Raw genomic sequence first — 18,519 nt, 5'->3', positions numbered from 1 at the left:
TTATCTGAATTATTTCTGTATTGGCTCTATAGTAACAAAAGCACGCAAACGGATATCATCTTCTACGTCAATGGGTCGGAATAAATCATACCAGCCTGTACGGAAACCTCCCGCACCGTAATTAATGTGTACATAAAAGATATTATTTTTTTCCAGAAATCCGTCTATGACTGTCGAATGTCCATAGGTAGTAAAGTTCCCCATGTGAAAATAAACAGGTCTTTTCTGACCGATCTCTTTTTTAATCAATACAATGATGCTGTCTCTATCAATTAAATGTTTGATATCCTCTTTTTCAGCAATGTGCATCATATGCTCCTGTGAAAAAGGAACTTCACCGGTAAAACTTCCATAAAAAATAGCTTTACATGCAAAATGTTTTTCGACTTGAGGAGCAGGATTGATCATTTCCAGGTATTTAGAAGTTCCGAAATCCTTTCGGACAGCTATAGCGGTAAGATAAGAATAATAGGATACGGCGTCTATAGTTTCAGGCTTGCTTTTATCACCGATATCCGCTGCAAAATTCTTCCATTCCGGGGAATAATCCGATAAATCCTCTTTAATGACATATCCTTTGGAACAGCTGTAGGAAACTGTACCATATGGTTTTAAGTGATGATAATAAAGGATTTGTGCCAATGCAGTACTCCAGCATCCCAATACTTGTTTTTCAGGGGCGTATTTTGCATATATTCCCCATTGATCCCAGTTGGTTTCCAATAGGAAAGGAGCTTCAATTGCAAGAGGTCTTTGTGCAGGGACCTGATTCTCGCTAATCTGAGAATAGCTACTATTCCCAGCCAGTAAAAAGATAACGGATAGTAAGTTGATAAGCTTCATAAGTAAAATTTTATGCAACAAATAAACACTATCTGGAAACCCTAGCCCACTCAAAACAGGTTTTGAGAGTAATTAAAATACTGTCATTTTACAGATTGCAGATATGTTTTGGGAGAAAGTCCGGTATGTTTCCTGAAAATTCTATAGAAACTGGCTTCAGAGTTAAAGCCGCATTCAAAAGCAATACCTGTAAGGCTGAGATGTCTGTATTCCGGATTGTTCAGTCTTTTCTTTACCTCTTCCACCCGATAGCTGTTTACCCAGCTTCTGAAATTCATATTAAATTGAGCATTAATGGCAGCAGAAACCTGGCCTTCAGGAAATCCAATCCTTTTTGCTATATCCTTCAGGTTTAATTCTGGTTCCATAAAAGCAAGCTCTTTTTCCATAAGTTCCGATAATGCTGATTGAATAGCAGAAACATTTTCTTTGTTAACAGGAATTTTTATGTTGGTATCTGTAACCTTAGGCTGTTCAGTTTGGACCTGATGAATTTTATCGTCTGGAATCCGGATGATTTGTACTTCAGCGGTCAGCATATTGCGGTATCCCTGAAAAGATAGAAAATAAATCAGCAGGGTAAGGTATCCATAAAATATTTTCAGATAGAGAAATGAATTGTCAAGCTGTAAAATATTTGAGGATACAGAAGATAAAAGCAGCACAAGGACGAGTATTCCGGTTCCGATAAGAAGATTCCGAAGCCATGTAAGCTCCTGGTACTGAGTTGCAGATTGGCTGGTAAAAAGCCATTGCCTGTATTTTTGTATCTTCTGAAAACTTAAGTACCAGTAAATGACAGCAGAGCAAAGGGCAAAAACGTCTTCCATCCACTTTAAAGCATTATAAAACAGGTACTTTTCAGCGATAAAATCCATTGCTTGTACATAAGGCTGCATAAGACTGATAATATATACAATTACCGCATGAAACTGAAATACCAAAGCAGGAGCAAAATGCAGCCATTGTCTGCGTTTCAATGAAAAGTTTTTTTCTGTGAGGGAGCAGGTATACAAATAAAATAAAGGTTGGATAAGGGTATCGATTGCCAGAGGAAAATAATGAAGACCGGCGTATTGCCACAATCCCAATGTATGCAATAATATTTTAATATTCAGAAAAGCAAGGATAATCAATATAGCGGATAATATTTTTTACCCGGTGTATGAGATGAATAAAGCCCGGTAGCTATTGCCGCAGCTATTCCCTGTATGACACCCATGATAACAACTGTATCAAAAATAGTAAAGGTTCCAGTCATCTATAGAAGACTATAAATAATATCCTGCTAATATACAGACTTCGATGATTACATAGTAATGAAAATTGTATACACATATTTTATTTAAAATTATAAAAAACCACAGTAAAAGTTACTGTGGTTTTGTTATTGTCTTAAAGAATTTCCACTTCTTCCGGGACCACAAAAAGAATGGTACAGCCTTGTTCGGATTTCACAGAATGTTTAAAATTAGGCGGAGTATACAGGTAATCTCCTTTTTCAAGCCGGGCGCCTGCAATATCGGCATTGCCTTCCATGATAAAAAGTTCTTCTCCGGCAGGGTGATTGTGATAAGGATAGCTGGCTCCAGGTTCAAATTTTAAAAGAATGCTGGTGGAGCGGTTTTTTTCAGGATCAAATTTTAAAGATTTTACAAAAATACCTTCATAATGAATTCCTTTTTCAATTAGAGGCTGCCATTCTTTCTGCTCTGTTTTTACGATGTAATCGTGGATGTTGGTGTTCATGATTTATAAATTTTAATTGTTATTGATGTTAAACTGATCTAAGCTCCATACGTATCTGGAAAAAGTACTCAATAGAAATGCTCCGGCACTGAATGCAAAAACCGAATAATCCAGAGGTTCTTTAATGCCATAAGAAATACTCATAGCAACAGCGAATAATAAAGTAAGAATAGAAGCGCACAAAGCTGTTTTTTTCACCTGATATCCCAGAAGGAGAAGAATTCCTATTGAAAGTTCAGCTGTAGTAGACAATACGGCAATAGCAGGTGCCCAGGATTGAGGTAAAAACGAATTCGTTTCAGCAGTATACTCTACAAATTTTTTCCAGCCGGAAGACTTGGCTCCCCAAAGATTAAGTCTGCTTGCCACTGCAGATAAAAATCCAAAAGCTAAAGCTATTCTTAATAGAAAAACGGCCATATCCTGTTGCGTTTTCATACGTATAATTTTTTGGTTTTAATTACAGTACAAAGTTCAGCAAAAGCCGTTGCCGAAAGAATAGACAATTCCGGGAAAAGCATGTAATATTTGAGAAGGAAGTTGGAAGTTATTGTAAAGCTGTTAATTTTTTATAAGGGATAAAAACCTCCATGGTAGCTTTAAATTTCCTTTACTGTTTTCTGATAGTCTTTGGGAGAGCGTGAAGTATGTTTTTTAAAGAAATTCGAAAAATAAAAAGGATCATTAAAGCCAAGTTGGTAGGCAATTTCTTTTACGGTCAGTTTTTCATACATCAAAAGTCTTTTGGCTTCAGAAATGGTAAGGCTGTAGATCACATTCTGTGCGGTTTTATTGGTGTGAAGCTTTGAAACCTCATTTAGCTTGGCTTCAGTTGTTCCTAAAAGATCAGCAAAATCAGAGACCTGATAATTGTTTTTAAAATGATCCCTTACGCTTTCAAGGAATTTTAAGAATAAAGCATCCGGTTTCCAGATTTCATCACCATTGGCAATTTTACTGCGGTTGATTTCTACCAGAAGCAATTCAACCAATGAGTGGGTTGAGATCAGATATTGGTAAGGCTGTTCCTGAATCTCTTTTTCAATAGTATTCAGGGTTTCAGTAAAAAATGAAGGATGTCGTACAGTGATCATTTCATTCATTCCGAAATGACAGAAGAGTCCGTTGTGGAAAATAAGCTCAATATCACTGTCACTTTTACAGAAAAAATCCAGGGTAAATTCCAAAGCTGTAAGTTCTCCTTCAACGGATTTTAGCTGATGAAACTGTCCTGATGTAATGGTTACAGTCTGACCGGTCTTCAGGGTGAAAGTATTTTCGTCAATCAGGATTTCAGCACTTCCCTGACTGCACCAGAATAAGGTATATCTGATGACCCGTCGCGGTTCAGGATATCCTGGCTGGTTGGAGTATTTTCTTATTTCAATCATTGTTTGATCTGTTAAAAGTTGAATATAACTTGAACGGATAAATTTTATTTTGATTTTTCGTTATCAATTTTTTCTAACTGCTTTTTTATTGAATTTACATTTTCTTCCGTAAGTTTGCCATAGCCATGATCCTTGATTTGGCTTAATTGTAATTTTGATATTTCATCTTGCTTATCTTTATTTTTTAATAACTGATCCCGCAATGAAATATAATCCTGAGCTGAATATACTTCATCTTTCAAAAACTCTGAAATATTTTTATTTTCTCCGACGCACCCTAGAGTGTACTTCATGATTAAAGGATTGTCAGAATAGAATGAATAAACCTCTATGAATCTTTTATCATTTCTTTTAAATAATTCCTGACCAGCATAAACCCTTAAAGCATTGCTGCCACTCATCGCATAATAGTAGAGCTCATCATTACTTGCTATCTTAGCAACTTTTTTAAATTGATTATAAATCTTGCTTGCTTCACCTCCAGCTCCAATATTAGGTGACTCTGCATATGAGATATTGTCTAAAGGCTGTGCCAGTTTTTTTACCTTATCAGAAATCTGGGCATTACACCCTATGCAACTGAAGGTGATTAAAAATCCATAAAAATATTTATTCCTCATTATTTATAAACTATTTAAAGTTAAATAAAATAATTGAACGATTAAATACCTAAATTCGTGTAGACTTAAACAAATTCAGAATGAAATATTCAAAAATTATTATCGTTGTAACCCTGTTGTTATTTCAGTGGGGTACAGCTCAGGAAAAAGCAGATGTTGTGGTAAATAAAGCTATTACGGAAGCTAAGGCTGGTAAGAAAAATGTTTTACTGATATTCCATGCTTCATGGTGCAAATGGTGCAAGATGATGGAAAAGAATATGGATCTTCCTGAAACCAAACCTATTTTTGACAAAAGGTTTGTTACAGCATATATAGATGTGCAGGAAAGAGGAGATAAAAAAAGCCTTGAAAATCCGGGCGGACAAGAGCTGATGAATAAATATAATGGCGAAAATGCAGGACTTCCTTTCTGGCTGATTCTCAATCCGAAGGGTGAAGTTCTGGCGGATTCTTTTGATGCCAAAGGAGAGAATCTGGGCTCACCGGCAACACCGGAAGAAGTAGCCACTTTCATTTCCAAAATTGAAAAATCTTCAAAATTGAATAAAGAAGAAGCTCAGACAATAGAGAAAGTATTTGTGAAGAAATAAAGAATATAAGTCTTTAAAGAAATTAATTTCCAGAAGATATCATTTTCTTGTGATACTCAATTTATATAAAAGGACGAAAACAATATTGTTTTCGTCCTTTTTGTTTTTTAATTATTTCCCAAAATACATCTGATCCTGCTTCTGCTGTTCATTATAAATGATCTGGAAACTTACAGGCATATATTGATAAAGAAGTTTCCAGTGCTGGATCTTTGCGTGTTTTTTGAAACTTTCAAAAGATCTTACAAACAGATTTTCAATCATGGTTCTTACATAGGAATTCCCGTTTCTGTAAAGCCAGTCCATCAGCTTGATATGATGGGCAATGATATTGATCTTCGATTCCTGCAGCAGGTTTTTCAGATAATTCACGGTAGCCTGCATGATTCCGGCGAAATTGTCCTGTACAGACAACTGTGTGATTTCATTGCGAAGTGGCGGATAGAAAAATTTTAAGTATTCAACAGCTATTTTTTGATTAATAGTTTGCATTTGTACTTTCATCATAATTAAGAATTTTTCAAACACTTTGTATGGCAGCGAAATGTATACCAAAATTTAAAGGCAGGCTGCAAAAATAAATACTCCTACAATTACAGCGATGTGGGTGAGTAATATCTCTGCATTGTGTCTGTTAGTCGTGGCTTCCCAGGTTTTCCAGTCTGAAATTCTTCTGATTTTATTTTTCATAATCTATTGATTGTGAGTTATTTTTATTTTTGTTTAATTTAAACACTTTGTAATGAAACGGATAAAAAATGTAACAAAACCTTTATATGCCGTGACTGTAAATTTGTCTTGAATATACTTTCTGAAGGTTGGCAGAAATGTGACTAAAAATCACTTTTCTGTATTCCTCACTGCAGAACGCAGTACAATTGTCCAGAGAATAGATAAAAGTGGTCTCAATAGCATTCTTTAATACCGTATCTCCGTCAATGTAAATTTTGTCCATTTTCTGTAAACTTCTGAACAGTAGATTTCTGTCATTCTGGCGGATCATATTTTTAATGAGTTCCGTGAAGGTGCGGATAATGCTGTATGAGTTTTGAATTTTAATTTCTTTTACTTCTTTTTCAAAATCGGGAACCACATCAGTGATTTCCTTTACGGCCTGTAAATAGTTCATAATATGATATTTTAATTTGGATTGTGTTCAAGCATTTTGATGATGGCACCAAAGATGAAAACGGTTAAAAAAGCAAAAAAGAGCAGATGATAAGGTTTCAGCCATTTGGGAGTTTCCGGGCCTTTGCTTTTTAATCTTCTGAGCTTGTCGAGTCTGTTTAAAGTCTTTAAGTCCATTTTTCTATGTTTTAAAATCATGATGCCAATGGTATTCCGTTGAAAATAAAATGTAATAAACTTGTTGATAGTTAGTGTTTTGTGGTTTTATTGTCAGATTCTTTAAACAAAAAAGCGTGTCAAAATGATAAGGTTTTTATCAATTTGGAAAAGTGCAAGGCAAAAGACTATGTTACCTGCCATAACAAATGACCTACTGATCATTCCTCTCCCTTGGAGGGGTGGCTGAAATTCAAAGAATTTTTGACGGGGTGGTCAAAAGAGAGTACTACAAAATGACATTTTTTAAGTTTCGCAGAAAGGATAAGAATGAATATCTTTGCAGTCCAAATATTCAGAAAAATGTTTTCAAAAATAATAGTACACAGAGTCGGAAATAAGATTAACGGAGATTCCCTGACACTTTCCCAGGAAGAATTGAAACTGGAAGAAGGAATGGCAGAGTTGCTTGAAGATTACTTTTTAGGATCCTTCAAATCGGAAGAAACTTTTCATTTTTACAGTGACACCTATCTGGTGAATAATCCGGTTTACAGTGCTGTTTCCGAAATTTTTGATGATAAATCCAAATTTATCTGGGAATCTGAGAACATTGCCAAACATCTTTTTGAAGCTGCAGAAAACCCAAGGGTTCAGAGTGGTGAGCTTTTCATCGTACTTTTTGAAGATGAAAGTGATCGTCCTGACAAAGTGGATAAAATCGGGATCTTTAAAACAGAGAAGAGAGAATCTTTCCTGAAAATAAATCCTGCAGAAGAAACATTTGATATTGAAAAAGATCAGGGTATCGGTTTATCCAAAATTGATAAAGCGGCTTTGATCTACAACAATAATAAAGAAACCGGATATGTACTTTCTGTGGTTGACAACAACAAAAACGGGGATATGTATTACTGGTTCGAAGATTTCCTGAAAGTAAAACAGCGTGATGATGAATATTTCCACACGCAGGAAGCTTTGATGGTGTATAAAGATTATATCACCAAACAACTTCCTCAGGAATTTGAAGTTTCCAAAGCAGACCAGGCAGATTTCCTGAATAAATCCATCAATTTCTTTAAGGAAAAAGAAGAATTTAAGCTGGACGAGTTTGCTAATGAAGTACTGGGTGATGAGCATGTAATTGAAAGTTTTGTGAACTTTAAAACAGATTACGAACAGGATATGCAGGTGAATATTGCCGAGGAATTCCCAATCAGTGAAGCTGCGGTGAAAAAGACACAGAGACACTTTAAAAGTATTATCAAATTAGATAAAAACTTCCATATCTACATCCACGGAGACCGGCAGAAAATCGAAATGGGTGAGGATGATAAAGGAAAATATTACAGACTTTATTTCGAAAAAGAAGTATAAAAAAGAAGTCTCCGGTTCCATAATAATATCATAACTTTATTGCTGATTACAAAATAACAGCTATGAAATTTCTGATTATTTTCTGGGGAATCTTTCTCTTTTTTTTCTGCGCTCCTTTTCCTATTTTATTGTATATGTTGAATGAGGAGCTGGCAACAGAACCGAGAAATTCATTAGCGGTAAGCTATGGGTATCTCGGTTTTTCTTTGTTAATATGGGGATATGTGATCATTTTCTTTATCAATAAGCTTTTCATTACAACTTTTAAAGAGAAAAATACGATAAAGTCTATTCTTCGGAACGGAATTCCAAGAGAAGCCAAAATCATTGATTACAAACTCCTCAAATACATTGCTAAGAAAAACATGAACCTCATTCAGGTTACGCTTTCATTTCCCAATCTCAGCAATACGGTGATAGAACATAAAACGATGTTTCATGATTCTAAACCATACGAAAAAAGATTTGATGCAGGAAACAAAGTAAAAGTACTGCTGAATCCTCAGGCATCAAAGGAACCTTACTTTATTTTAAGCGATCAGAAAGTGGGATTCAACACATCCGGAATGATGTTAAGAATCGTATTTCTTGTATTACTAATTTCTTATGTCATTGGCTTATACTCTTATTTCTATTGGAGAGAGTCCTTTGATTTTGGCTGGAGGTTTCTGACATTCATGCACCCGATTCTTTTCAGCGGGGTGATGACCATTATATATGTCTTGGTTTATCAGTTGATTTTTGGCAGGCTTTTAAAAAATACAAAAGAAGAACGCATTCTTTTTTCAGGAAGAAATGCTGAAGCCAATATCATCAGTGTAAGTGAGACAGGTCTTCTTGTTAATAATCAGCCACAAATCATGTTTCAGGTAAGTTTTAAAGATTTCAGAGGAACTGAACATATTGCGGTATATAAGAAAATTGTCAGCTTTCTAAAGCTCTCTTCCATTCCTAAACAGGGAACTATTGAGATTATGTATGATGAGAATGATCCGAAGAAGATTATGATTCCCAGAGGGGTTTAGGAAATAAAAAAGGCGAAATAGCATAAAGGCAAAACCTCTAAATATGATAATAAGACATCAGAACAATTAAATACTTTTAGATGTAAAACTCTGTTTTGTAACTGACTATTTAACATATAAAAAAAATACCTGAATTCATTTTTTTAATAAATTCATTTTTGTTTAAATAATAAGGTAAAATCAACTCAGTTTATACGGGAAATTTTTAAATAAAAAATATGTTTTCTTCAGATAAACAGCTACTTAACATAATAAAAAATAACCAATAGATAGGAGTTAGTTGTATACATTTGAGACTTATTAAAAAAACATATTTATGAAAAAATTAAAAAAAATGACTCGTGAACATCTTAAAACTGTAAAAGGTGGAGAAAAACAAGTTTGGATTGCAGAATTTTGTGGTCAAACTGCTACTACAACTCAAGATTGGACGGCAGAACAAGCAAATCAATGGCTTGCTAATCTTGAAGCAAATTACTGTAATTAATATTTGTTTCCTATTAATTATTGCACTTATGGCCTTATAATGTTATAAGTGCATTTTTTTTGCAATCAAAAATAATTCTATGTATTACTATAAAAAATTATTTCAATTATTAACTTTATTTTTTAGTGTCTTATTTTTTTCTCAATTACATAAAAAAGATAGTCTGCGTGGTGAATTTACCTATTTATTAAAAGCTAAATTGAATACATCAACTCCTGATTATAGACACGAAGAATTTTTTTCATTACAGATAGGTAATGAACGTGCTTTTTTTGCGAGTATTCAGTCACTGAAAAGAGATTCAGTATTCCAAGCACTTCCAATAAAAACTTTAGAAAATGGAGCAAAACTGTTAAGTTCGAAGGGAGTATCTATCCCAAAAACAAAATTTTCCTTTACTATAATACAATCAAATGAAAATATACAGTATTTTAACTTAGTTGGAATGTCAATACTCACCTATAAAGAACCGATCATTAAAAATTGGAAATTGAGTAATGATACAAAAATAATAAACACCATTAATTGTAAAAAAGCGGAAGTTACCTTTAAGGGGAGAAATTGGATCGCTTGGTACTCTCCCGAAATTCCATTACCCTATGGGCCATATAAATTTAGCGGATTGCCTGGATTGATTGTTAAAATAACAGATGATAAAGGAGAATATGATTTTGAGCTTGTAAAATCTACACCTGCATTTAAATTAAAAGGTAAATTAATAAAGATAAACGAAAATAGATATAATGGAGCTTTTGAAACGACTCGACCGAAATTTGAGAAAGCGTTAAAAGATGCTAATGCAAATTTAATTGGTGTACTTCAAAGCTCTGAAACCACTATTATACAAGGACAAGAAATAATAAGGCAAAGACAAAAAGAAAGGGAAGAAAACAAAAAATACGAAAACCCATTAGAATTAGAAAAAGATTAGTAATAGCTAATCTTTTTTATTTTTTAACATCTTTACCGGAATTAGATTAGAAAACCTGAACTTTTAAGGATGCAAATTAGCTGTTTTTACCTTTTTGCCCTTTTCTCATTTCCCTTATTCGCTATCTTTGTGTTCTTAGCTAAATCATATGAAAACAAAAATTGTCGATCTGACAAAACCTATCCAATACAATGCAGGAGATCCCTGGTTCATGAGGGTGAAAATTAAACATAAAGCTCACCGAAAATCACATTGGCTGATTCGTCTGGCATTGAGACTTCCATCAAGACTTTTTCCTAAGAACTGGACAGGATGGGCAGATGATACCATCAAAAATATGGGACTTCATGCTACTACTCACATTGATGCTCCGTGGCATTACGGTCCAGTTGTAGAGGGAAAACCTGCCAAAACCATAGACCAGATTCCGCTGGAATGGTGTTATGGAGACGGTATTGTGATCGATTGTACCCATAAAGAAGATTTTGTAGCCATCACGGTAGATGATTTGAAAAAAGATCTTGATAAAAACGGAATTACCATCCGGGAAGGAAATATTGTTCTGATCAGAACCGATCGTGACAAAATGATGGGAACTCCTGATTTTGTGGAAAAAGGGACAGGAATGAGTAAAGAAGCTACAGAATGGCTGATTGATCAAGGTGTAAAAGTCATGGGAATCGACCAATGGGGTTGGGATCTTCCTCTGAAATATATGGCTCAGAAAGCCAAAGAAATGAACGACCCCGAATTCTTCTGGGAAGGTCATCGCGTAGGAATTGAAAAAGAATATTTACACATAGAACAACTTACCAATCTGGGTGCATTGCCTCCATGCGGATTTAAAATCTGTGTATTTCCGCTTAAAATCGTTGGTGGCTCTGCAGCTCCGGCAAGGGTAGTGGCCATAATGAATGAATAGAACATAAATAAAAAAAGAAAGAGCAAACCTGCATTGCAGATTTACCCTTTCAAACATTATCATTTTTAGCTTTATTCTTTATTGAGCTAAGCTTTTTTCCTGAAAAATAAAGCCCTGTTATATTCAAAATTCATTCTGGCAATATTCAGTACAGAAATTCCCTGAGGACATTCCACTTCGCAGGCTTCTGTATTGGAGCAGTGCCCGAATAATTCCGTATCCATTTGGGTTACCATATCCAGTACTCTTTTGTTTCGCTCTTCTTTTCCCTGAGGAAGGAGTGCCATATGGGTGATTTTTGCAGAGGTAAACAGAGCTGCACTTCCGTTTTTACAGGTGGCAACACACGCTCCACATCCTATACAGGCTGCAGAATCAAAAGCTTCTTCAGCTGTCTGATGGGTAACCGGAATAGCAGTCGCATCAGGAGCCTGGCCCGTATTCACCGATACAAAACCTCCCGAAGATATAATTCTGTCAAAAGCAGAACGGTCTACTTTTAAATCTTTCTTCACCGGGAATGCTTCCGCTCGGAAAGGCTCTATCAAAATGGTTTCCCCATCTTTAAATGATCGTAAATGGAGCTGGCAGGTCGTTGTATTTTTTAAAGGACCATGGGCAATACCATTAATCATCATTCCACATTGTCCGCAGATTCCTTCACGGCAGTCGTGATCAAACTCAACGGGTTCATCTCCTGCAATAATCAGTTTTTCATTTAAAGTGTCCAGCATTTCTAAGAAAGACATGTGAGGATTCAATCCTTTCAGGTCGTAAGGAACCAGTTTTCCTTCACTTTTTCTGTCTTTCTGTCTCCATATCTTAAGATGTAAATCCATAATTTTCTGTTTTTATTTGTAACTTCTTACCGTTGGCTGAATTTCTTCAAAGATTAAAGGTTCCTTAATCAGTTCAGGTTCTCCATTTTCACCTTTCCAGGCCCAGGCAGAAATAAATTGATATTCCGCATCATTTCTCATCGCTTCACCATCCGGAGTCTGGAATTCTTCTCTGAAATGAGCTCCGCACGATTCGTTACGGGTTAATGCATCGTAGCACATTAGTTCTCCTATTTCGAAATAATCGGCTACACGGCCGGCTTTTTCCAGTTCTGTATTCATTTTATCTCCCTGTCCGGAAACTCTTACATCTTTATAGAATTCCTGTTTCAGTTTTCTGATTTCCTGAATGGCATACTTCAGACCTTCTTCATTTCTGGCCAGTCCGCAATAATCATAGAGGAGCTTTCCTAAAGTTTTGTGGAAATAATCAACGGTTTTGCTTCCTTTTATATTGATGAAATCGTTGATCTGATCTTTAACTGCTTTTTCAGCCTGCTCAAATTCCGGAGTATCCGGTGAAATTTTTCCGGTATGTATTTCATCCGCCAGATAATTGGCAATGGTGTAAGGCGCAATGAAATATCCGTCAACTGAGGCCTGCAGAAGTGAGTTGGCTCCCAATCTGTTCGCCCCATGATCGGCAAAATTAGCCTCGCCTAAAGCAAACAGTCCCGGAACGGTTGTCATCAGTTCATAATCTACCCAAAGGCCACCCATTGAGAAATGAGCAGAAGGGGAGATCATCATGGGTTCTTTATAGGCATCATATCCTGTTATTTTCAGATACATGTCAAATAAATTTCCATATTTTTCCTTGATCTTCTCTTTTCCCTGTTCCTGTATTGCTTTCGAAAAATCAAGATAAACAGCATTTTTCAAAGGCCCGATTCCGAAGCCTGCATCAATTCTTTCTTTCGCAGCACGGGAGGAAATATCTCTCGGCGCAAGGTTTCCAAATGCCGGATATCTTCTTTCAAGATAATAATCCCTTTCATTTTCAGGAATATCGTTTGGTGCTCTGGTTTCACCTTCTTTTAATGGTACCCAGATTCGGCCGTCATTACGTAATGATTCAGACATTAAAGTTAGTTTAGACTGATAATCTCCGGATTGCGGAAGCGAAGTAGGATGCACCTGAATCCAGCTTGGGGAAGCCATTAAAGCTCCCTTTTTATGGGCTCTCCAGATAGCAGAACCATTACAGCCCATCGCAAGAGTAGACAGATAATAAATTTTTCCGTAACCTCCCGTTGCTAATACTACAGCATGGGCTGCATGTCTTTCAATATCTCCGGTATCTAAATTCCTTACAATAATTCCTCTGGCTTTACCATCAACAGTAACCAGATCAAGCATTTCATGTCTTGAAAATAATTGTACAGAGCCTTTTCCGACCTGTCGCATTAATGCCTGATAAGCACCCAGAAGCAGCTGCTGTCCCGTTTGTCCTCTCGCATAGAAAGTACGGCTTACCTGAACCCCTCCGAATGAACGGTTGTTCAGATATCCTCCATATTCACGACCGAAAGGTACGCCTTGGGCTACAGCCTGATCGATGAGGTTCAGAGAACATTCTGCCATTCTGTAGACATTGGCTTCACGGGCTCTGAAATCTCCTCCTTTTAAAGTGTCTACAAACATTCTGTACACACTGTCACCATCGTTTTTATAGTTTTTGGCGGCATTCACACCTCCCTGTGCTGCCACAGAATGCGCTCTTCTCGGGCTGTCCTGGAAACAGAATGACTTCACATTATATCCCATTTCTCCCAAAGAAGCTGCGATTGAGCTTCCCGCCAGCCCTGTTCCTACCACAATCACATCCAGTTTTTTTCGGTTGGCAGGGTTTACGAGTCTTGCTTTCTTTTTATAATTTTCCCATTTATGTTTTAATGGGCCTTGTGGTATTTTTGAATCTAAAATCATGATCGTTCCTTTTAATGATAAGTAAAGAATACATAAATTGGCATCAATGCAAAGCCTACACAGATAATAATTGAATAAGCAATTCCGATCGTTTTGAACCATTGTACAAACTTAGGATGATATAATCCCAGAGTTCTTACAGCACTGTGTATCCCATGAACCAGGTGATAACACAAAGCGATCATTGATACAACATAAATGATAACGTACCACCATTCTTTAAAGACATTTACAACCAAGATGTAGAGATCTTTATTTCCGTTCTCATCTAAAGGAGGATTTCCGAATTTGTAGATATACCAGAAATTCTGGAAATGGATCACCAGGAAAATCAGGATTAATGTTCCGAGGATTCCCATATTTCTGGAAGCCCATGTACTGGCCCTTCCTCGTTTGTCTGTCTGGTAATCACCACCTGATTTTTTATTTTTCAAGGTAATGATTAATCCGTCAACTGCATGCAGGATAATACTGGCATACAAAACATAAGAAACTATTTTGATAATGATATTTCCTGATAAAAAATGCGAATAGGCATTAAACTGAAGGTGCGCCTGTTCTTGCGGAAGAAAAAGCTGAAGATTTCCAAGGAAATGAATCAACAGGAAGAATCCCAAAAAGAGTCCGGTAAGGCACATCAGCATTTTTCTTGACAATGTTGATAACATATTTTTGATTTAAATGATTAATAATATCCTAAGACTTTCATCCACAATCCTCCTATAACCATATAAATGATCAGTAGAACAATTCCTATCTCAAGACCTCTGAGCCACCATGCTTTAAGGTCTACATAGCCGCTTCCGAAGAATACCGGAGCAGGACCGTGACCGTAATGAGTCAATACCCCGTAAATAGAACCCATGAAACCAAGCATCATCGCCAGTAGCATAGGAGGAATTCCCAAAGAAACCCCTACACCCAGCAATGCTGCATACATGGCAGCTACGTGAGCAGTGGCACTGGCAAAGATATAGTGACTGAAGAAATACACGACAATAATAACAGGGAAGGCGACCTGCCAGCTCAATCCTCCGATCTGAACTTTGATAAGGTTACTGAACCAGCCAATGAATCCCAGTTCATTTAAAGAGCTTGCCATCATCACCAATACGGCAAACCAAACAATCGTATCCCATGCACCTTTTTCACCTTTTACGTCCTCCCAGGTTAATACTGAGGTTAACAGTAATAAGGTTAAACCAATGAAAGCTGTTGTTGTAGCATCAATTGAAAGTGCTCCTCCAAAGATCCAAAGGGCCAGCAGGATAAAGAAGGCTAATAGCATCAGCCATTCGTTTCTGGAAATAGGTCCCATTTCTTTTAATTTATCAGCCGCCATTTTTGGAGCATCTCCTGTTTTTTTCAATTCTGGCGGATATAATTTGTACAATACCAAAGGAACAACAAAGAATGCTACCGCCCCAGGAATAAAACCTGCTGCAGCCCATGACATCCAGGTAATATCGATGCCAAGGTTAGCGGCAAATTTCTGACACATCGGGTTACTGGCTGTCCCGGTAAGGAACATAGAAGAAGCGATGAGGTTCATATAGTAGCTGTTTAAAGTCAGGAATGATCCTAATTTTCTATGGGTTTCCGGCTTTTCAGGAACGGAATCAAAGCTTATGGCCATAGATTTCATGATAGGATAAATAATCCCGCCACCTCTTGCTGTGTTACTTGGAATAGCGGGTGCAAGACAAACGTCGGCAAGCCCTAATCCGTAAGCCAGCCCCAGTGAACTTTTCCCGAAAACTCTGATGAATAAAAAGGCAATACGGTTCCCTAGTCCTGTTTTGATAAAACCTCTGGCAATAAAGAATGAAATCCCGATCAGCCAGATTACTTTATCTCCAAAACCGGAAAGCGCTTTTGTAATAGATTTTCCGGCATCTCCCGGAGCAACTACCTGGGTAAGGGCAGTAAATCCAATGGCCATCATACACATGGTTCCCATGGGAGCAGCTTTTAGAATGATTCCTAAAATGGTTGCTGCAAAGATGGCAAACAGATGCCAGGCATTCTCAGCAACACCTTCCGGGGCAGGAATGAACCATATGATCAACGCAACAACAAATGTGATCGCTACGTTTTTAATATTAATTTCTTTCATGATACTAACTGTTTAATCGTTTAAAACCTACTCTGTACCTGTACAATGAATAGATTGTTGTTGTATTGTGATGTGTTTTCTACCTGATGTTTGTAGCGGTCAAACTGTACTCCCAGCTGAATTCTTGCGCCATAATTTTTCAGAAATTCCAATCCGAACATCGGTGTTATGGTTTGTCTTGGGTTGGAAGCCATTCTGAAATTGGTGTCAAGATATTCGTACCGGCAGGAAAGTTCGAAGGCACTGAGATTTTTATGGTTGATTTCATATCTCAGATTCGGAAGGAAATAAACACCGCGGATCAGGTACTGATCCGGATTCTCTGGGCGCAGCTCAGGGGCAATGGAATTATACAGTACGTGGTTGGTGGCCTGTTTGCCTTCCAGCTGCATGTCCAGGCTCCATTTCGGATCAAAATGGATCAGTGAGCTCAAATCAACTCCCAAAGCATATACTTTTTTGCTGAAAACCTCTCCGATACCTCCATTTAATCCTACATTGAAATTGTATTTTTTGGATAATCCGAAAACAAGCCGGGTAGAATACTGTTTTCCATTGTCATTATCGTTAATCTGGTTTTTTCCGTTTCCATTTACTACTGAAACAGCATATTGGAAAGGAATTTCTCCCAGCTGAAGCTGTCCTGTAGCAGACATTCCGATCTGGAAACTTGTCCAGCCAAGTTTTCCGAATTCCGTATACTGGTTAGACCAGTCTAAAGATTTAATGATATCTATAGGATAAGTCTCTTCAATACCGAACCATGGTCTGAACTGTCCTACGGTAATTGCTAATTTGGGATTGAATGTGTATTTGAGGTAAGCGTTTTCAAGGACCCTGCTTTTGGGATCATTTTTAAAGTCTGCAAGGTTGGCCAAAACGACAACTTCAGTACGTTTGCTGATCTGCGCCCGAACCTGGACCCTCATGTATTTGAGCATGAAATTATTGTCAGTTCCGGATCCATCGGTATGATGAAGTCCGTTTACATCAACATCTTTAGTCATCCCTACAAGGTAACGCGCCTGAAAGAGGCCTTTGATCTGCAGCTGCGGATATTTTACATTATCTTCTTCCTGTGGAGGAGGTGTGGTCTTCAGAGAATCCTGATTCTGAGCATAGGCAGATAGTCCGCAGGCCAGCATGCAAAGTATCAGGCTTTTCTTTTTAATCGAAAAAAAGGCCATATCTATTTTGTTTTTTTATTGTGAACTTTATTTTATCACAAGCTTCAACTCTCGGTCAGATTTTCATGACCGGATTGTACTTATGATGCTCAGTATTCTTTCATCCGCAGGAGCAGATGTATAAGTAAGCATCTTTTTCTGATAAAATATTACTTTAATCCTAAGAAGGTGAATGGAGCAGATTCCTTAAATTCTGTATTGGATTTTCCGCTATATGTGCGATAGTTACTAAGGTCAAGTTTCATTACTTTACCTTTTGGGCTTAAATCAAATTCTTTAAGATCTACCCAGAAAGTATTTGGAGTAAAGACTGTTTCAAAATAATATACCAGGTTCTTCTGATCTGAAACAGAGCGCCATCTTGTAGACGAAATATTAGGTTCTGTTGCAGAAGTGATTCCGTAAGGAACGGAACAGTTTCTGATCACACTGAAAACACTGGCTACCGCTGTGCGGGTATCTGCTGTCTGAGGAATTGCATTGATGTAGTAAGAAGCTCTTACAAAGCGGTCTGCAGCGCGGTTGGTTCCCGGAAGCATAACCGTTCCCGGAATACCTTTCCAGTAATTGTTAAGCGCCAGCTGCTCTTCGAAAATAGGAGAATTGGTCATCACAGTATATGAAGGATCGTGGTGAATTACCAGCTTTCCGCCAATATATTCAAATACTGCGTTGTCTCCTGAAGCATCGGAAATAGAAAGATGGACGGTTGTAAATCTTTCTGTCCCCGGAATATAATCACTTACAATAACGAATGGTTCTTTTCTTGAAAATTCTACAGCTTCTTTTACGGTGGCAAAATTATCAAGATAATATTGAGCCCATAATGAAATGGCAATTCCCTTTTTACTTCCTTTTCCATCAAATTTCGGATATTCGGATTCTCCTAACCAAAGCAGATTGGCCACCAGTCCTTTTTCATTCATGCCGTCAGCTGATGCAATATCCCATGAAGAGCTTACAAGACTTCCGTATTTGGCAGTCCATTTTACAGATTTAGGACCTACCAGCCCATTTCGGTCTATACCTTTCGGTAAAACCCATAAGTTGACAGGGATTTCATCCCGCCAGTCCATAGAACGGGCAGTAATAACGGTATTCTGGGGACCTTTGTACACTACTCTTGTACACGCTTCAGAAGGATTCCATAATCCTATAGAAAGGATCAGAGAAAATAAAATTAATGGGAACTTTTTCATAATAGTATTATTTGAATTTAAATTTTA

The 18,519-nt window shown here is 37.1% G+C and carries 22 protein-coding genes; 6 read left to right on the top strand and 16 right to left on the bottom strand.

What is annotated here, in order from left to right; all coding sequences use genetic code 11:
* Positions 1-9: 9 nt before the first annotated feature.
* The 6 genes from EL165_RS10340 to EL165_RS10315 all read right to left on the bottom strand — a co-directional run bounded on the left by EL165_RS10340 (position 10) and on the right by EL165_RS10315 (position 4,603).
* Positions 10-843, bottom strand: a complete 834-nt coding sequence (locus EL165_RS10340) for a C10 family peptidase (RefSeq protein ID WP_002977396.1) — start codon at positions 841-843, stop codon at positions 10-12.
* An 83-nt stretch (positions 844-926) separates the two neighbouring features.
* Entirely contained in the window at positions 927-1,823 is an 897-nt protein-coding gene (locus EL165_RS10335) for a helix-turn-helix domain-containing protein (protein WP_232529181.1), read from the bottom strand.
* Positions 1,824-2,238: 415 nt separating this feature from the next.
* Positions 2,239-2,592 (bottom strand): cupin domain-containing protein, encoded by a 354-nt coding sequence (locus tag EL165_RS10330; RefSeq protein WP_002977398.1) that lies wholly within the window; start codon positions 2,590-2,592, stop codon positions 2,239-2,241.
* Between the two features lie 12 nt (positions 2,593-2,604).
* The gene (locus EL165_RS10325; RefSeq protein WP_002977399.1) at positions 2,605-3,030 is read right to left on the bottom strand and encodes a DoxX family membrane protein; all 426 of its coding nucleotides are present in this window, start codon (positions 3,028-3,030) and stop codon (positions 2,605-2,607) included.
* 161 nt (positions 3,031-3,191) lie between these two features.
* Entirely contained in the window at positions 3,192-3,983 is a 792-nt protein-coding gene (locus EL165_RS10320) for an AraC family transcriptional regulator (protein WP_002977400.1), read from the bottom strand.
* 44 nt (positions 3,984-4,027) lie between these two features.
* On the bottom strand, positions 4,028-4,603 hold the full coding sequence (locus EL165_RS10315; protein WP_002977401.1) for a hypothetical protein: 576 nt from the start codon (positions 4,601-4,603) through the stop codon (positions 4,028-4,030).
* Positions 4,604-4,683: 80 nt separating this feature from the next.
* Between EL165_RS10315 and EL165_RS10310 the strand changes: the two genes are divergently transcribed.
* Entirely contained in the window at positions 4,684-5,196 is a 513-nt protein-coding gene (locus EL165_RS10310) for a thioredoxin family protein (protein WP_002977402.1), read from the top strand.
* 111 nt (positions 5,197-5,307) lie between these two features.
* Here the strand turns inward: EL165_RS10310 and EL165_RS10305 are convergent, their stop codons facing one another.
* From EL165_RS10305 to EL165_RS10295, 4 genes are all read right to left on the bottom strand, one after another.
* Positions 5,308-5,703, bottom strand: a complete 396-nt coding sequence (locus EL165_RS10305) for a DUF7674 family protein (RefSeq protein WP_002977403.1) — start codon at positions 5,701-5,703, stop codon at positions 5,308-5,310.
* A 51-nt stretch (positions 5,704-5,754) separates the two neighbouring features.
* Entirely contained in the window at positions 5,755-5,886 is a 132-nt protein-coding gene (locus EL165_RS26480; protein WP_002977404.1) for a hypothetical protein, read from the bottom strand.
* A gap of 82 nt (positions 5,887-5,968) precedes the next feature.
* Positions 5,969-6,325 carry a DUF7674 family protein gene (locus EL165_RS10300; protein WP_002977405.1) on the bottom strand — a complete coding sequence of 119 codons (357 nt, stop codon included), beginning with the start codon at positions 6,323-6,325 and terminating at the stop codon, positions 5,969-5,971.
* Positions 6,326-6,336: 11 nt separating this feature from the next.
* A complete protein-coding gene (locus tag EL165_RS10295; RefSeq protein ID WP_228370504.1) occupies positions 6,337-6,501 on the bottom strand; it encodes a hypothetical protein in 165 nt (54 codons plus the stop codon).
* Positions 6,502-6,843: 342 nt separating this feature from the next.
* Here EL165_RS10295 and EL165_RS10290 point away from each other — a divergent pair, with 342 nt between their 5' ends.
* The 5 genes from EL165_RS10290 to EL165_RS10275 all read left to right on the top strand — a co-directional run bounded on the left by EL165_RS10290 (position 6,844) and on the right by EL165_RS10275 (position 11,222).
* Positions 6,844-7,857 carry a nucleoid-associated protein gene (locus tag EL165_RS10290; RefSeq protein WP_041461633.1) on the top strand — a complete coding sequence of 338 codons (1,014 nt, stop codon included), beginning with the start codon at positions 6,844-6,846 and terminating at the stop codon, positions 7,855-7,857.
* A 62-nt stretch (positions 7,858-7,919) separates the two neighbouring features.
* Positions 7,920-8,882 carry a hypothetical protein gene (locus tag EL165_RS10285; RefSeq protein WP_002977408.1) on the top strand — a complete coding sequence of 321 codons (963 nt, stop codon included), beginning with the start codon at positions 7,920-7,922 and terminating at the stop codon, positions 8,880-8,882.
* A 316-nt stretch (positions 8,883-9,198) separates the two neighbouring features.
* On the top strand, positions 9,199-9,369 hold the full coding sequence (locus EL165_RS25815; RefSeq protein WP_002977409.1) for a bacteriocin-like protein: 171 nt from the start codon (positions 9,199-9,201) through the stop codon (positions 9,367-9,369).
* A 79-nt stretch (positions 9,370-9,448) separates the two neighbouring features.
* Entirely contained in the window at positions 9,449-10,300 is an 852-nt protein-coding gene (locus EL165_RS10280; protein ID WP_002977410.1) for a GLPGLI family protein, read from the top strand.
* A 148-nt stretch (positions 10,301-10,448) separates the two neighbouring features.
* Positions 10,449-11,222 (top strand): cyclase family protein, encoded by a 774-nt coding sequence (locus EL165_RS10275; protein WP_002977411.1) that lies wholly within the window; start codon positions 10,449-10,451, stop codon positions 11,220-11,222.
* Positions 11,223-11,308: 86 nt separating this feature from the next.
* On the opposite strand, the gene EL165_RS10270 is transcribed toward EL165_RS10275, so the two are convergent.
* The 6 genes from EL165_RS10270 to EL165_RS10245 all read right to left on the bottom strand — a co-directional run bounded on the left by EL165_RS10270 (position 11,309) and on the right by EL165_RS10245 (position 18,492).
* Positions 11,309-12,061 (bottom strand): succinate dehydrogenase/fumarate reductase iron-sulfur subunit, encoded by a 753-nt coding sequence (locus tag EL165_RS10270; RefSeq protein ID WP_002977412.1) that lies wholly within the window; start codon positions 12,059-12,061, stop codon positions 11,309-11,311.
* 12 nt (positions 12,062-12,073) lie between these two features.
* Positions 12,074-13,990 carry a fumarate reductase/succinate dehydrogenase flavoprotein subunit gene (locus EL165_RS10265; RefSeq protein ID WP_002977413.1) on the bottom strand — a complete coding sequence of 639 codons (1,917 nt, stop codon included), beginning with the start codon at positions 13,988-13,990 and terminating at the stop codon, positions 12,074-12,076.
* An 11-nt stretch (positions 13,991-14,001) separates the two neighbouring features.
* On the bottom strand, positions 14,002-14,658 hold the full coding sequence (locus tag EL165_RS10260; RefSeq protein ID WP_002977414.1) for a succinate dehydrogenase cytochrome b subunit: 657 nt from the start codon (positions 14,656-14,658) through the stop codon (positions 14,002-14,004).
* 17 nt (positions 14,659-14,675) lie between these two features.
* Positions 14,676-16,106, bottom strand: coding sequence for an anion permease (locus tag EL165_RS10255; RefSeq protein WP_002977415.1), 1,431 nt, complete (start codon positions 16,104-16,106; stop codon positions 14,676-14,678).
* Between the two features lie 20 nt (positions 16,107-16,126).
* Positions 16,127-17,293 carry a porin gene (locus EL165_RS10250; protein ID WP_002977416.1) on the bottom strand — a complete coding sequence of 389 codons (1,167 nt, stop codon included), beginning with the start codon at positions 17,291-17,293 and terminating at the stop codon, positions 16,127-16,129.
* Positions 17,294-17,442: 149 nt separating this feature from the next.
* Positions 17,443-18,492 carry a linear amide C-N hydrolase gene (locus tag EL165_RS10245; RefSeq protein ID WP_002977417.1) on the bottom strand — a complete coding sequence of 350 codons (1,050 nt, stop codon included), beginning with the start codon at positions 18,490-18,492 and terminating at the stop codon, positions 17,443-17,445.
* Between the last annotated feature and the right edge of the window lie 27 nt (positions 18,493-18,519).

Source organism: Chryseobacterium gleum, from assembly GCF_900636535.1.
GTDB classification, from domain to species: Bacteria; Bacteroidota; Bacteroidia; order Flavobacteriales; family Weeksellaceae; genus Chryseobacterium; species Chryseobacterium gleum.
This window is presented reverse-complemented; position numbering and strand designations above follow the sequence as displayed.

Excerpts from the sequence above, each read along its gene's own strand:
- EL165_RS10325 (WP_002977399.1), bottom strand. The coding sequence starts at position 3,030 with ATGAAAACGCAACAGGATATGGCCGTTTTTCTATTAAGAATAGCTTTA.
- EL165_RS10310 (WP_002977402.1), top strand. The coding sequence starts at position 4,684 with ATGAAATATTCAAAAATTATTATCGTTGTAACCCTGTTGTTATTTCAG.
- EL165_RS10320 (WP_002977400.1), bottom strand. The coding sequence starts at position 3,983 with ATGATTGAAATAAGAAAATACTCCAACCAGCCAGGATATCCTGAACCG.
- EL165_RS10245 (WP_002977417.1), bottom strand. The coding sequence starts at position 18,492 with ATGAAAAAGTTCCCATTAATTTTATTTTCTCTGATCCTTTCTATAGGA.
- EL165_RS10330 (WP_002977398.1), bottom strand. The coding sequence starts at position 2,592 with ATGAACACCAACATCCACGATTACATCGTAAAAACAGAGCAGAAAGAA.
- EL165_RS10250 (WP_002977416.1), bottom strand. The coding sequence starts at position 17,293 with ATGGCCTTTTTTTCGATTAAAAAGAAAAGCCTGATACTTTGCATGCTG.
- EL165_RS10255 (WP_002977415.1), bottom strand. The coding sequence starts at position 16,106 with ATGAAAGAAATTAATATTAAAAACGTAGCGATCACATTTGTTGTTGCG.
- EL165_RS25815 (WP_002977409.1), top strand. The coding sequence starts at position 9,199 with ATGAAAAAATTAAAAAAAATGACTCGTGAACATCTTAAAACTGTAAAA.
- EL165_RS10285 (WP_002977408.1), top strand. The coding sequence starts at position 7,920 with ATGAAATTTCTGATTATTTTCTGGGGAATCTTTCTCTTTTTTTTCTGC.
- EL165_RS10265 (WP_002977413.1), bottom strand. The coding sequence starts at position 13,990 with ATGATTTTAGATTCAAAAATACCACAAGGCCCATTAAAACATAAATGG.
- EL165_RS10305 (WP_002977403.1), bottom strand. The coding sequence starts at position 5,703 with ATGATGAAAGTACAAATGCAAACTATTAATCAAAAAATAGCTGTTGAA.
- EL165_RS26480 (WP_002977404.1), bottom strand. The coding sequence starts at position 5,886 with ATGAAAAATAAAATCAGAAGAATTTCAGACTGGAAAACCTGGGAAGCC.
- EL165_RS10260 (WP_002977414.1), bottom strand. The coding sequence starts at position 14,658 with ATGTTATCAACATTGTCAAGAAAAATGCTGATGTGCCTTACCGGACTC.
- EL165_RS10270 (WP_002977412.1), bottom strand. The coding sequence starts at position 12,061 with ATGGATTTACATCTTAAGATATGGAGACAGAAAGACAGAAAAAGTGAA.
- EL165_RS10300 (WP_002977405.1), bottom strand. The coding sequence starts at position 6,325 with ATGAACTATTTACAGGCCGTAAAGGAAATCACTGATGTGGTTCCCGAT.
- EL165_RS10340 (WP_002977396.1), bottom strand. The coding sequence starts at position 843 with ATGAAGCTTATCAACTTACTATCCGTTATCTTTTTACTGGCTGGGAAT.
- EL165_RS10290 (WP_041461633.1), top strand. The coding sequence starts at position 6,844 with ATGTTTTCAAAAATAATAGTACACAGAGTCGGAAATAAGATTAACGGA.
- EL165_RS10315 (WP_002977401.1), bottom strand. The coding sequence starts at position 4,603 with ATGAGGAATAAATATTTTTATGGATTTTTAATCACCTTCAGTTGCATA.
- EL165_RS10280 (WP_002977410.1), top strand. The coding sequence starts at position 9,449 with ATGTATTACTATAAAAAATTATTTCAATTATTAACTTTATTTTTTAGT.
- EL165_RS10275 (WP_002977411.1), top strand. The coding sequence starts at position 10,449 with ATGAAAACAAAAATTGTCGATCTGACAAAACCTATCCAATACAATGCA.
- EL165_RS10295 (WP_228370504.1), bottom strand. The coding sequence starts at position 6,501 with ATGGACTTAAAGACTTTAAACAGACTCGACAAGCTCAGAAGATTAAAA.